Genomic DNA, 13,657 nt, shown 5'->3' on the forward strand with positions numbered 1-13,657 from the left:
CGGAATCGACATCACAGGCCATCGGGGGACCTTATGGAGTTTCGGGAGACGCCGCAGACACCTGCGCTGCGCTTCCAAGTCCTCGGTCCGGTCCAGGCCTGGCTCGACGGGAAGCCCCTTTCTCTCGGCTCTCCGCAACAACAGGCCGTCCTGAGCACGCTTCTTCTGCAATCCGGACGCCCTGTCACCACGCAGGATCTGGTCGACGCGCTCTGGGGTGAGCGCCCCCCGACCCAGGCCGTCGCCGCGCTCCGCACCTACGTCTCGCGCCTGCGCGCCGTCATCGAGCCGCGCCGGGAGGTACGTCGACCTGCCGAGCTGCTGGTCTCGGTGGCCGACGGCTACGCGCTGCGCATCCCGGGTGAGGCCCTCGACCTGGCGGTCTTCGAACGGCTTTCCGCCGAGGCCGCGACCGCCCGGATCGCGGGCGACAAGCACGAGACACATCGGCTGCTCGCGCAGGCTCTGGACCTCTTCCGTGGCCGCCCGCTCACGGGCATTCCCGGTCCCTACGCCGACGCCCAGCGACTGCGACTCGCCGAGCGCCAGGTCGCCGCCGCCGAGGAGTTGTGCGCCGCCGCCCTCGACATCGGCCTGCATGCCGAGATCGTCGGCGAGCTCAACAGCCTGACGGCCGAACACCCGCTGCGCGAGCGCCTGCGAGAGCTGCTGATGCTGGCGCTGTACCGCTGCGGGCGCCAGGCCGAGGCGCTCGGCGTCTACACCGACACCCGCAAGCTGCTGATCGAGGAGCTCGGGGTGGAACCGGGCATAGGCCTGTCCGCGATGCACAACCGCATCCTCGCCGCCGACCCGGACCTCGCGCTCCCCGCTGCGCCTGCCGCCGCCACCCGCGAGGAAGGTCCGTCGACACCCCCGGCTCCAGCCCAACTCCCGGCCGACGTATCGGACTTCAGCGGTCGCACCGAGCTGGTGAGCGACCTCTCGACAGTCCTGATGAACGCCACCGGCCAGGCCGTAGTGGTCACCTCGTTGGCCGGCATCGGCGGGGTCGGGAAGACCACTCTCGCGGTGCACGTCGCACACCGAGTCCGCGCCGAGTTCCCGGACGGGCAGCTGTACGTCGACCTGCGCGGCGCCGGTGCCACTCCGGCCGACCCGGCGGTCGTCCTGGGCGACTTCCTGCACGCGCTCGGTGTCGCCGAGAGCCCGGACTCGCTCGAACAGCGCGCCGCCTTGTACCGCTCACTGCTCGCCAGCCGGCGGATGCTCATCCTGCTCGACAACGCGCGGGACGCCGAACAGATCCGACCGCTGATCCCCGGTGTCTCAGGCTGCGCCGTGCTCGCCACCAGCCGCTCCCGGCTGGCCGGCATCCCCGGTGCCCAGCTGTTCGACGTCGAGGAGCTGACCCCGGCCGAGGCACTGGCGTTGTTCTCGGCCATCGTCGGCGAGCAGCGGGTCGCTGCCGAGCCGGAGGCGGCCATGAAGGTGGTCACCGCCTGCGGCTTCCTGCCGCTGGCCGTCCGCATCGCTGCCGCCCGGTTGGCCAGCCGCCCGCGTTGGAGTGTCTCCGACCTGGCCCGTCGGTTAGCAGACCAGCGCCGACGGCTGGACGAACTCCAGCTCGGCAACCTCGCCGTGGAGACCACCATCGGGCTCGGCTACGGACAACTGTCCGAGGCCGAGGCCCGCGCCTTTCGGCTGCTCGCCCTGATCGACTCCCCCGACATTCCGCTGGCGGCCGCCGCGGCGTTGCTCGGCGTGGACGAAAATGCCGCCGAGGACCTCGCCGAGGCGCTGGTCGAGGCAAACATGCTGGAGTGCTTCACCCCCGGTCGCTACCGCTACCACGACCTGCTCCGACTCTACGCCCAGCGACAGAACGAGCGGATCGGGGACACCGAGGACCAGAAGCAGGCGGTGCTGCGACTGCTCGGCCTGCTGATCCCCACCGTGCGCAACGCAGCGCAGGTCATCGAGCCGGACGATCTTGTGATCGAGCAGCTGACCACACTCACCTCGCCGGGACTCGGCCTGCCTACGAGCCATGCCGCGCAGGACTGGCTGCGTACCGAGGGCGGCCTGTTGCTCAGCACCATCGAGGCCGCCGCGAGCGGCCCCGGCACCCTGCAGCGCGCAGCCGTCGACCTGCTGAACTACCTGATCAGCATCGACCCGGACCCGACCCGCGGCCCCCGAGCCCTGCGGACACTGGAGGCTATCCGCGAGGACGCGCAACGTCGTGACGACTCGGATGCGCTCGCCCGGGTGTACTTCGCCCGCGGCACCCTTCAGTCCGTCACCAGCGACTTCCAGGGGGCCGAACAGTCCTTCCGTCGAAGTCTGAACCACCAGGCGCCGAACGTCCCGACCGATCTGCTGGTGGCCACGGCCAACATGCTGGGTGTGATGTTGAGCATGGGCAACCGCCCGGCCGAGGCCTTGCCGTTCCTGGAACAGGCCCGGGCCACCAGCCAGGCCGTTGGCGCGCCGAAAGCCGAGGCCCGAATCGTCAGCAACATGGCGCGGGTACAACACCGGCTCGGTATGGCCGAGACGGCGATCAAAACCGCCAGTGACGGCGTCGCCGCCGCGCGGGAGTCGAAGAACGGCCCGCTGCTGGCCCAGACCCTCTACCAACTGGGTGTGGTGCTCTCAGGCATCGAGGCCGTCCCCCACTTGCGCGAGGCCCACCAGCTCTACCAGTCCCAGCGGAACCCGCTCTGGGAGGGCTACACCCTGGCCCGGCTTGCTTCCGCCCTGCTCGTTTCCGAGCAGCCCGCCGAGGCCGCCGAGGCAGCCGGCGAGTCGCTCGCGATCGCCCAGGAACTCGACTCTCCGTTCTGCCAGGGCCTCGCCAATGCCGCCCTGGGCGAGGCACTGCTCGCCCTCGCCCAGCCGGCGCGTGGCCTCGCCTGTCTCCAGGAGGCGCACGCGATCTTCACGCGGCTCGGTGTGCCGGAGGCCTCCCCCGTGGCGGACCTCATCTCCCGACAGCACACCGAGCCCTTCTCTTCTCCCCCCGCGCCTTGAGGCCTCCGCCCCCCGACGGAGCACCTCCCCCGATCAGCGCGTCGGCGCCCCCGCAGCCCCCCGGCTGCGGGAGCGCCCTCAACGCTTCCCCGGCGCTGGATCCAACTGTGCACCCCGCCGATTGACGTTCGATAAACGTCCGATTGTCAGCCTGCGGACCGGTGAAACCGCAGGTCAGCGCCGCCACCCCGGCGCGGAATCCGGCGTGCGGCGCCCCGCGCACCACCCCGCCCGCACCGGAGTGCTTCCGCGGGCCGGGCCACATCGGCCCGAGCACGACGAGTTGGCCGGAAACGGACCCCATGGCGCAGTGATCACGCATATTCTCAGATGCCAGTACGCACACGAGTGTCTGCCGACAACGTGTCGGGGTGCAGGCCGTCTGTGTGATGCGGGGAGCGTGACGTACCGCCACCGGCAGCGGCCCAGGAGGCTGCGGAGGAGCCCACCGGAGGCCACGGGTGGAAGGGTGCCCCTCAACGTGACGACCGGACAGATATCCGACGCGTTCCCCGTCGGCGAGGACGCCGGCGACGACGGCCCCGACGTGCGACGACGTCGGGCGGCACGGGCCCTGCAGGCGGTCGCCTTCGACACCATCGGCGCCGGGTACGGCGAGGCGTTCCCCGCCAAGGACGGGCAGCTGGAGTGCGGGCGGCGGCTGCTCGACGCGCTCGAACCAGGCGCCCGGGTGCTGGACGTGGGCTGCGGCACCGGCGAGCCGACCGTGCGCCAGCTGACCGCCGGCGGGCTGCGGGTGACCGGGATCGACCTCTCGGACGCGATGGTCACGCTGGCCCGTCAGGCGCGAACCGAAGGCCCCTGTCCGGCCGAGTTCCACCGGATGGACCTGTACGATCTGGCCACCGAGCGCGCCGACCGGGTCTGGGGCGCGCCCGCGCTGGGCCCGGCGGGCCGGGGCTCCTTCGCCGCCGTCACCGCGTTCTTCTCGCTGATCCTGCTGCCGCAGGACGAGATCCCGACCGTACTGAAGCGCCTGCGCGAACTCCTGCGGCCGGGTGGACTGCTGGCGCTCGGTATGGTCGAGGCGGACTTGGATCACGTTCCGCTTCCGTTCCTTGGCAGAGAGCTGCGGATCAGTGGGTATCTGAGGGAGGATCTGGAACGGGTTCTGGTCGCCGCCGGTTTCGCCGTCGAGGAGTGCTCGGGGCATCCGTACGCGCCGGCCAGTACCACGCTGCCGCCGGAGGAACAGCTGTTCCTGTGCTGTCGACGCGTCGGCTGACCGACCACAGGACCAGAAGCACTCCACCGACCAGACCACACCGAATCCAGGACAGGCAGCCGTGCGCGACCAGCTCAAGACCGAGGCGGAGCCGCCGTCCGCCGTCCCGGGCCAGCGCCGCCGGCTCCCGGCCCGGCCACCGGTCCCGGCGAAGCCGCCGGCGGCCCGGCTGGAGCGCGCCGGGGCGACGGAAAGGGCGGCGGAAGGGACGACGAACGGGGCGGCGGAGAAGATGGCGTACCGCCTCGCCTACCTCGACGCCGCGACCCGGCGGATCAACAGCGCCCTCGACCTGGCCGCGACCCTGCGCAACATCGGCCGGGTGCTGGTCCCGACCCTCGCCGACGCCGCCGTCGTCCACCTGCGCGACCCGCTGCCCAACGTCGAGCGCGAGCCCGGCTTCCCGGAGGAGCTGCGGATCCACCACAGCACCGGCACCCGGATCGGCCGCCGCGGTCGCAAGAGCGGCGCGGACGACCGGCACCGCTCCCGGTACGGCTCCCGCTCGACCGCCGACACCGGCCCGGCCACCCCGGTCACCCGCGGCGGCGCGCTGGCGCACATCCTGCTGAGCCGCCGCCCCGCCGAGTCGGCCGTCCTCGGCACGCCCGCCGCCGAGCGCACCGAGGCGCTACTGCGCGAGCTGTACGGCACCCGCGGGCTGGCCCGGCTGGCCCCCGGCACCTCGGTCGTCGCCCTGCCGCTGCGCGGCCGCAAGGCCGTCCTCGGCCTGCTGGTGCTGATCCGCCGGCCTCCTGAACGCACCGGCCGCCCGGCCTTCGACGCGGCCGACACCGCGACCGCCGCGCACCTGGCGACCCAGGCCGGGCTGGCCGTGGACACCGCGCTGCGGTACGCCCGCGAGTGGGAGATAGCCAACGAACTCCAGCGCAGCATGCTGCCGTTGCGCCTGCCGCAGTCGCACGGCGTCCGGCTCGCCCAGCGCTACCTGCCCGGCGAGCGCGGCGCGCAGGTCGGCGGGGACTGGTACGACGCGGTGCCGCTGCCCGGCAACCGGGTCGCCCTGATCGTCGGCGACGTGATGGGCCACTCGCTCACCTCGGCCGCCATCATGGGCCAACTGCGCACCAGCGCCCAGACCTTGGCCGCGCTCGACCTGCCGCCGCACGAGGTGCTCTACCACCTGGACGAGCAGGCCCAGCGGCTCGGCCGCGAACAGCACCTGGCCACCTGCGTGTACGCGGTGTACGACCCGATCGCCAACCGGGTGGTGCTGGCCAACGCCGGCCACGTCCCGCCGGTGCTGGTCCGCCCGGACGGCACGGCCGAGTTGGTGGAGCTGGACTCCGGGGCGCCGATCGGGGTCGGCGGGGTGGACTTCAACTCCGTCGAACTGCCCGCGCCGCCCGGCTCGGCGCTGCTGCTGTTCACCGACGGCCTGGTGGAGACCCGCAGCCGTCCGCTCAGCGACGGGCTGGAGGTGCTCCGCGCGAAGATCGCGGCCGCTCGCTGGCAGTCCCCCGAGCAGTTGTGCCAGGAGGCGCTGCGGATCCTGCCGCCCGGCGACCGCGGCGACGACATCGCCCTGCTGGGCGCCTGCTTCGACGGCATCCCGGCCGGGGACGTCGCCCACTGGTACCTCCAGCCGCGCAACGAGACGCCGGGCCGGGCCCGCCGGCTGGCCGCGCACACGCTGCGCCGCTGGGGGCTGGACGAGCTGAGCGAGGCGACCGAACTGATGGTCAGCGAGCTGGTGACCAACGCCGTCCAGCACGCGACCCGACCGGTCACCCTCAGCCTGGTGCGCACCACCCGGCTGCGCTGCGAGGTCGGCGACGACAGCCCGCTGCTGCCGCGCCCGCGCCGTACCGGTCCGGAGGACGAACGCGGGCGCGGGCTGCAGATAGTGGCCCGGTGCGCGGACCGCTGGGGCGCCACCCGGCTGGGCACCGGCAAGGTGGTCTGGTTCGAGCAGCGGCTGCCCGTAGGGACCTGAAAGCGCCCGGCGGGACCACGTCCCACCGGGCGCGTCGAACCGGGCCTCAGACCCCGGCGGGCTGCTTCGCCTCCCCGCGCCGCTCCGCCAGCCGGGCGATCAGCTGCTCGCCCTCCATGTCGACCTTCGGCACCAGCTTCTCCAGCGGCTTCGGGAACCACCAGGCAGCCTTGCCGAACAGTGCCATCGCGGCCGGCACCAGCGCCATCCGCACCACGAAGGCGTCCACCAGCACGCCCACCGCGAGGGCGAAGCCGATCGGCTGGACGATCGGGTCGTGGCCGAGGACGAAGGCGCCGAACACCGAGATCATGATCAGCGCGGCCGCCGTCACCACCCGGGCGCCGCCCTTCACCCCGCCGACGACCGCCTCGCGCGGCGCCTCGCCGTGGACGTACCGCTCCTTCATCCCGGAGACCAGGAACAGCTCGTAGTCCATCGCCAGCCCGAACAGCACCCCGATCAGCAGGATCGGCACGAAGCTGACCACCGGCCCGACCTTGGGCACGTCGATCAGGCCGTCCAGCCAGCCCCACTGGTAGACCGCGACCACCGCGCCGAGCGAGGCCAGGATGCTGAGCAGGAAGCCCAGCACCGCCTTGAGCGGCACCAGCACCGAGCGGAAGGCCAGCGCGAGCAGCACCAGCGCGATGCCGACGATCACCGCGACGAACGGCGGCAGGGCCTGGCCGAGCTTGGTGGAGACGTCGATGTTGGCGGCGGTGGTGCCGGTGACGGCGATGCTCGCGCCGGTCGCGGACTCGAGCCCGGCGCGCTGGTCGCGGATCTCGTTGACCAGCGCCCTGGTGTGCGCGTCGTCCGGGCCGGTCTTCGGGATGACCGGCACCAGGGCGGTGCCGGCGGCCCGGTCGACCTTCGGCGGCAGCAGGGTCTGGACGCCCGTCAGCCCCTGCAGCCTGGCCGCCACGCCCTGCACCGCCTGCTCCGGCCGCGGGGTGCCGTGGGCGTCCACGACCACCACCAGCGGCGCGTTGAAACCCGGGCCGAAACCGTCGCTGACCAGGTCGTACGCCTTCCGGCCGTCCGTCCCGACGGCCTGTGAGCCGCCGCCCGGCAGGCCGAGGTTCAGGCTCGCGGCGGGCACCGCCATGGCGCCGAGCCCGGCCAGGCCGACCAGCAGGACGGGCAGCGGACGGCGGACCACGAACCGGGCCCAGCGCTCGCCCATGGTGACCTTGCCGTGGGTGGTCAGCGCCCGCTTCCAGATCGGCAGCCGGTCGATCGCCCGGCCGGTGAAGCCGAGCACCGCGGGCAGCAGCGTGATCGCGACCAGCACGGCGACCACGACGGCGCCGGAGGCGGCCAGGCCCATCACGGTGAGGAACGGGACGCCGGCGACGGCGAGCCCGGCGAGCGCCACCACCACGGTCAGGCCGGCGAAGACGACGGCGCTGCCGGCGGTCGCGGTGGCCCGGGCGGCGGACTCCTCCGGCTCCAGGCCCTCGTCCAGGTGGCGGCGGTAGCGGAACAGGATGAACAGCGCGTAGTCGATGCCGACCGCGAGGCCGACCATCAGCGCCAGCACCGGCGCGGTGGTGATGATCTCGAAGGAGCCGGTCAGCGCCAGCAGTCCGGCCATGGCCACGGCGACGCCGACCAGGGCGGTGAGCAGCGGCAGCCCGGCGGCCACCAGGGTGCCGAGGGTGATCACCAGCACCACCCCGGCCACCACCAGGCCGATCGCCTCGGAACCGCCCTCGATCTGCGCGAACCGGTTGTACGCGTCGCCGCCGAAGGCCACCTCCAGTCCGGCCGCGCGGGCCGGTTCGGCGGCGGCCCTGACCGCGTCGCGCTGCTGGTCGGTGACGTCGGCGAGCTTGTGGTCGAAGGAGACCAGCGCGATCGCGACCTTCCCGTCCGGGGAGACCGCGCCGGTGGCGTACGGGTCGGGCGCCGCGGCCACGCCGGGGAGGTGGGCGATCCGGCCGACGGCCTCGCCGACCGCCCTGGTCGCCTCGGGCGAGGCGATGCCGCCGGGCGCCTGGGCGGCGAAGACCACCTGCGCGGAGCCGTGGCCCTGCTCCGGGAAGGTGCCCTTGATCCGGTCCAGGGTGGCCTGCGCCTCGGTGCCCGGGACCTTGAACTCGTCGCTGGTCTTGCCCGCGAAGGCGCCCGCGGCCCCGCCGATCGCGATCAACAGCGCGATCCAGACGGCCAGCACGGCGCGCCTTCTCCGGAAGCAGTGGCGGCCCAGTCGGTACAGGTACGTGGCCAAGGTCTGACCCCTCGCGGTGCGGTCGGCGGACAGGCGGGTGCCTGAGCGAACCCGTCCAACGGTAGACCCAACTTTGTCAGGTGACAAAGTTCAATGACAAAGTTGCCCGACAAGATCGATCGACCCAGTTGGGCGACCATGGCGCTACCCTGGCGGGATGGCTCATGTCCCCGCCTCCGAACGCCGACCGCAGCTGGTCCGGGCCGCGATCGACCTGATGACCCGGGAAGGGGTCTCCGCCGCCAGCACCCGCGCGATCGCGGCCGAGCTGGGCGTGGCACAGGCGACGGTGCACTACACCTTCGGCACCAAGAAGGACCTCTACCGGGCCGTCGTCGAGGAGGTCGCCGCCCAGTTCATCGGCCAGGTGCGCGCCGCCTCGCCGGGCGACGGCCCGTTCGGCGAACAGGTCCGCGCCCTGGTGCTCGCGCTCTGGGACGCCGCCACCGGCGAGGACGGGCGCTGCGTGCTGCTGAGCGAGTTCGCGACGCTGGCGATGCGCGACCCGGACGTGCGGGAGATCATGCTCGGGCTGCAGCACGCGATCGAAGGCACCGCCGCCGAGATGATCAGCGCCCTCGCGGCCGCCCACGGACTGACCCTGGCCGCGCCCGCCGGCCGGATCGCCGTCCACTTCCTCAGCGGCTTCGACGGACTGACGGCCCGCCACCTCATCCGGCGCCACCCGGGCGAGCGGCCCGACCCGGAGACCGTGGAGGCCCTGGACGTGCTGGTGGCGACCACGGTCGGGCTCTGCCTCGGCGAGGCGGCGGGCCGGTAAGGCCCTGGGGCCTGCCGGCCCCCGGGACCGGCAGGCCCCCTAGCTCTCGACGATCCGCACTGGCAGTTCGACCAGCACCTCGCGCAGCGCCGCGGCGAAGCGCTCGTACTCGGCGCTGCGGGCCGAGCCCGGGCGGGTGGCCAGCCCGATCCGGCGGCCGGGCGCCGGGGCGGCGAAGCGGACCGCGGCCAGCCGGTCGGTGCGCCCCGCCTCGACGTCCAGCGCGGTGGCGGGCAGCAGGGTCACCCCGAGGCCGCCCGCGACGAGCTGGACCAGCGTGGACAGGCCCGCCGCCCGGGTGGTGGAGCCCGCCGGGTCGGCGCCGACCTCGCGGCAGATGTCGAGGGCCTGGTCGCGCAGGCAGTGACCCTCCTCCAGCAGCAGCACGTCCAGGTCGAGCAGCGCGTCGCGCGGGACGTCGATCCGCCCGGCGAGCGGGTGCCCGGGCGGGGTGACCAGGACGAAGTCCTCGTCGAACAGCGGGATTTCCCGGGTCGGCGAGGCCCCGCCGGCCGGGAGCGCGAGCAGCAGGACGTCCAGGCGCCCGGCGGCCAGGCCCTCCAGCAGCGAGGGGGTGCGCTCCTCGTGGACGTGCAGCTCCAGCTCGGGGAAGCGGTCGCGGACCAGCCGCAGCACGGTGGGCAGCAGGTACGGCGCGACGGTCGGGATCACCCCGAGGTGCAGCGGCCCGGTGAACGGGCGACGGGCGGCCTCGACCTCCTCGGTGAGGGCCTGCAGGGAGGCGAGCACCCGGCGCGCGTGTTCGTGCACCCGCTCCCCCAGCGGAGTGACGATCACCCTGCGCGTCGTACGCTCGACCAACTGCGCGCCCAGCGACTCCTCCAGCGCCGCGACCGCCCCGGACAGCGCCGGCTGGCTGGTCCCGGTCGCGGCGGCGGCCTCCCGGAAGTGCCGGTGCTCGGCCACCGCGACGAAGGCCCTGAGCTGGGCGACCGTCGGGGTGCGCGGGCTGCGGACTGTGGCGCTCCCCACAGTCGGCTCGGGTTTGGCGGCGGCGGCCCTGCGGACGCCGGGCCTGGGCACGGACGGTTCAGTACTGATAGCAATCTCCGATCAAACACATCCAGTGTAGCTATTTCCCTGATCAGTCCACGATGTGGAATCGTGGATTCGTGTCCGGAATCCGGACAAATCCCCTCAGTCTCATGTTCTGGAGAAGCGAACGTGCTCACGATCGGCGACAAGTTCCCCGAGTTCGACCTGAAGGCCTGCGTCGACCTGGACGCCGCGAGCGCCTTCGCCGACATCAACCACAAGACCTACGAGGGCAAGTGGAAGATCGTCTTCTTCTGGCCGATGGACTTCACCTTCGTCTGCCCGACCGAGATCGCCGCGTTCGGCAAGCTGAACGACGAGTTCGCCGACCGTGACGCCCAGATCCTCGGCGTCTCCGGCGACTCCGAGTTCGTCCACCACGCCTGGCGCAAGGACCACAAGGACCTGCGCGACCTGCCCTTCCCGATGCTGGCCGACATCAAGCACGACCTGATGCGCGCCTGCGGCGTCGAGGGCGAGGACGGCACCGCCCAGCGCGCCGTGTTCATCGTCGACCCGAACAACGAGATCCAGTTCGTCATGGTCACCGCCGGCTCCGTCGGCCGTAACCCCAAGGAGGTCCTGCGGGTGCTGGACGCCCTGCAGACCGACGAGCTGTGCCCGTGCAACTGGAACAAGGGCGAGGACACCCTCGACGCCCAGGCCCTGCTGGCGGGCTGACCCATGGCTCTCGACGACCTGAAGGCCGCCCTCCCGGACTACGCCAAGGACCTCAAGCTCAACCTGGGCTCGGTCATCGGCAACTCCGACCTCCCCGCCCAGCAGCTCTGGGGCACCGTGCTGTCCTGCGCGATGGCCACCCGCAGCCCCGGCCTGCTGCGCGAGCTGGAGCCCGAGGCCAAGGCCAACCTCTCCCCGGAGGCGTACACCGCGGCCAAGGGCGCGGCCGCGATCATGGGGATGAACAACGTCTACTACCGGACGCTGCACCTGCTCTCCGACAAGGAGTACAGCACGATGCGGGCCGGTCTGCGGATGAACATCATCGGCACCCCGGGCGTCGAGAAGGTCGACTTCGAGCTCTGGTGCTTCGCGGTCTCGGCCATCAACGGCTGCGGCCAGTGCCTCGACTCGCACGAGGCCGTCCTGCGCAAGGCCGGCGTCGAGCGCGAGGTCATCCAGGCCTCGATGAAGATCGCCGCCGTGCTGCAGGCCGTGGCCGGTGTCCTCGACTCCGAGGCCGCCCTCGCCGCCGTCAACGCCTGACGCACCCCGTAATCCCTGACGGGCCCCTCCGCTTGCCGGAGGGGCCCGTCGGCGTTTCCGCGCCCCGCGGCCTTGCTCGACTCCGCTACAGTGCAGGGCGATCCGTGCACGACATTCGGTCCGAGGGGAACCGCGGTGTCCGACCACCCTGAGAACGGCGGGGGCTTTGGTGCCAACCCGGACGAACTCCGGCAGACCGGGGGCACCGCCGTCGAAACGGCCGGCCGGATCCCCGGCGAACTCAACGCACTGCTCGACGTCTCGAACCAGTCCGCCGCCGGACTGGCCGGGCTCCGGTGCGGCATCGCACTCGGCACCTGCACCAACGTCTGGAACGCCCTGCTGACGGACCTGCACACCACGCTGGGCCGGCAGGGCCGAGGCCTGATCGACGCGGGCCTCGGCTACGGGAGCACCGACCGGCGGATCGGCGCGGCGTTCGGCCCGGACACCCGGACCGTTCCAGCGGGCCCGACCGCACAGCAGGCGCAGAACTTCGTCCTGCACTTCGGTTGAGGGGCGACCGCATGGACCTCGCCACACTGCGCGACACCGACCTCGGCCACCTGTACGCCGCTGCAGACGCCTACGACAAGCTGCACGGCTCCTTCGGACAGCACGTGGACGAGTGGCGCGACGGCGTCGACAGCCGCATCGCGGCAGCCGGCTGGTCCGGGCCCTGCGCCGACGCGGCCCGCCCGGCACTGCGCCGCAGCACCAGCGAGCTGAAGGCCGCCCACAGCGAGCTCGGGCAGATCGGCAGGAGCATCCGCGCCGGGGCCGACGCGCTGGCCCTCGCCCAGTCCGCACTGCGCACGGCACTGACCGACGCGCGGACGGCCGGTATGTCCGTCGACGCCCGCGGCGCCGTCTCCTGGCCTCCCGGCAGCTACGCCGACCAGCACGACCCCGAACACCGGAAGAGCTGCGAGCGCACCGCCGAAGCGCTCGCCACCCGCATCTCGACCGCACTGACCGAGGCCGGAACCGTCGATCAGGCCCTCGCCGCCCGGCTCCAGCACTACGTCGAGCGCGCCCAGGACGGCACGGGCCTCGACTCCCTCTGCGCCGTCAGTGACCAGCTCGACCTCACCCTCGCCCCGGACGACCTGCTGCTCGGCAGCGTCCCGAAGGACGATGCCCCGCCCACCGAGGTCAACGCCTGGTGGAACGCCCTGCCCACCGACAGGCAGCAGTGGCTCATCCACGAGCATCCGGACCTGGTCGGCAACCGCGACGGCGTCCCCGCCGTCGCCAGGGACCAGGCCAACCGGATCCTCCTGCCGAAACTCATCGCCAGGTACGAGAAGGGCGGGCCGTCATCCGACCCGCACCATGACCTGAAGCTGAACGGGTACCGCAGGATCGCCGAGCGGCTGCGCCGGACCGACGGAACGGAACCGCCGGTCCTCCTGCTCGGCATCGGTGGGGAAGGACAGGGGCGCGGCATCATCTCCTTCGGGAACCCCGACACCGCCCAGGACGTCACCTCCCTGGTCGGCGGCCTGGACACCACGCTGCAACGGATCGGCGGCGGTGACGCGGACCGGGCGAAGGCCGTGTACGACGCGGCCCAGCGCGCCGACCCGACCCGCAGCACCGCATCCATCGCCTGGCTGGGGTACGACGCGCCGCTCAGCTTCCGGCAAGCCGGCGACCTGAGCCGCGCCCAGGGCGGCGTCGACGCCTATCGCAGGTTCCTCGAGGGACAACGCGTCACGCACCAGGGCGCACCGGCCCACGTCACGGCCGAGGGCCACAGCTTCGGTTCACTCCTGGTCGGCCTCGCCGCGAGGAAACCGACCGGACTCGCGGCCGACGACGTCATCCTGGTCGGCAGCCCCGGTACCGGCGCTCGGCACGCCTCGGAGTTCTCGGTGGGAGCCGATCACACCTACGTCGGCGCCGCCTCCTGGGACCACATCTCCCACCTCGGCTGGTACACCCGGGACCCGGCCAGAGTCGGCTTCGGCGCCCACCGCTTCGCCGTGGACGGCGGGTCCCCCGACTTCACCGCGCACTCGTCCTACTGGGACGACGGCCCCCACGACGACCACACCTCGGTCGACAACATCGGACGGATCGTCAGCGGACACGGCGGCCGGATCACGACGGCTGCCGGACGTCATGACTGACGGTCGCGGCGGGCCTCACCGC

The 13,657-nt window shown here is 72.6% G+C and carries 10 protein-coding genes; 8 read left to right on the top strand and 2 right to left on the bottom strand.

Annotation, left to right across the window (positions count from 1 at the left end):
* Positions 1-33: 33 nt before the first annotated feature.
* The 3 genes from O1G21_RS16165 to O1G21_RS16175 all read left to right on the top strand — a co-directional run bounded on the left by O1G21_RS16165 (position 34) and on the right by O1G21_RS16175 (position 6,200).
* Positions 34-2,997, top strand: a complete 2,964-nt coding sequence (locus O1G21_RS16165) for an AfsR/SARP family transcriptional regulator (RefSeq protein WP_270144485.1) — start codon at positions 34-36, stop codon at positions 2,995-2,997.
* A gap of 481 nt (positions 2,998-3,478) precedes the next feature.
* Complete coding sequence (locus O1G21_RS16170) at positions 3,479-4,243, top strand: class I SAM-dependent methyltransferase (protein WP_270144486.1); 765 nt, start codon at positions 3,479-3,481, stop codon at positions 4,241-4,243.
* A gap of 232 nt (positions 4,244-4,475) precedes the next feature.
* Positions 4,476-6,200 carry an ATP-binding SpoIIE family protein phosphatase gene (locus O1G21_RS16175; protein ID WP_405000812.1) on the top strand — a complete coding sequence of 575 codons (1,725 nt, stop codon included), beginning with the start codon at positions 4,476-4,478 and terminating at the stop codon, positions 6,198-6,200.
* Between the two features lie 46 nt (positions 6,201-6,246).
* Here O1G21_RS16175 and O1G21_RS16180 read toward each other — a convergent pair whose 3' ends face one another.
* A complete protein-coding gene (locus O1G21_RS16180; RefSeq protein ID WP_270144490.1) occupies positions 6,247-8,436 on the bottom strand; it encodes an MMPL family transporter in 2,190 nt (729 codons plus the stop codon).
* A 157-nt stretch (positions 8,437-8,593) separates the two neighbouring features.
* Here O1G21_RS16180 and O1G21_RS16185 point away from each other — a divergent pair, with 157 nt between their 5' ends.
* A complete protein-coding gene (locus O1G21_RS16185; protein WP_270144492.1) occupies positions 8,594-9,217 on the top strand; it encodes a TetR/AcrR family transcriptional regulator in 624 nt (207 codons plus the stop codon).
* Positions 9,218-9,256: 39 nt separating this feature from the next.
* Here the strand turns inward: O1G21_RS16185 and O1G21_RS16190 are convergent, their stop codons facing one another.
* On the bottom strand, positions 9,257-10,210 hold the full coding sequence (locus O1G21_RS16190) for a LysR substrate-binding domain-containing protein (protein ID WP_270151027.1): 954 nt from the start codon (positions 10,208-10,210) through the stop codon (positions 9,257-9,259).
* Positions 10,211-10,402: 192 nt separating this feature from the next.
* Between O1G21_RS16190 and O1G21_RS16195 the strand changes: the two genes are divergently transcribed.
* From O1G21_RS16195 to O1G21_RS16210, 4 genes are all read left to right on the top strand, one after another.
* Positions 10,403-10,954, top strand: a complete 552-nt coding sequence (locus tag O1G21_RS16195; protein WP_270144493.1) for a peroxiredoxin — start codon at positions 10,403-10,405, stop codon at positions 10,952-10,954.
* Positions 10,955-10,957: 3 nt separating this feature from the next.
* The gene (locus O1G21_RS16200) at positions 10,958-11,500 is read left to right on the top strand and encodes an alkyl hydroperoxide reductase (protein ID WP_270144495.1); all 543 of its coding nucleotides are present in this window, start codon (positions 10,958-10,960) and stop codon (positions 11,498-11,500) included.
* A 135-nt stretch (positions 11,501-11,635) separates the two neighbouring features.
* Positions 11,636-12,016, top strand: coding sequence for a hypothetical protein (locus O1G21_RS16205; RefSeq protein WP_270144497.1), 381 nt, complete (start codon positions 11,636-11,638; stop codon positions 12,014-12,016).
* 11 nt (positions 12,017-12,027) lie between these two features.
* Positions 12,028-13,635 (top strand): alpha/beta hydrolase, encoded by a 1,608-nt coding sequence (locus tag O1G21_RS16210; RefSeq protein ID WP_270144498.1) that lies wholly within the window; start codon positions 12,028-12,030, stop codon positions 13,633-13,635.
* Positions 13,636-13,657: the final 22 nt, after the last annotated feature.

It is taken from the genome of Kitasatospora cathayae (assembly GCF_027627435.1).
Classification (GTDB): domain Bacteria; phylum Actinomycetota; class Actinomycetes; order Streptomycetales; family Streptomycetaceae; genus Kitasatospora; species Kitasatospora cathayae.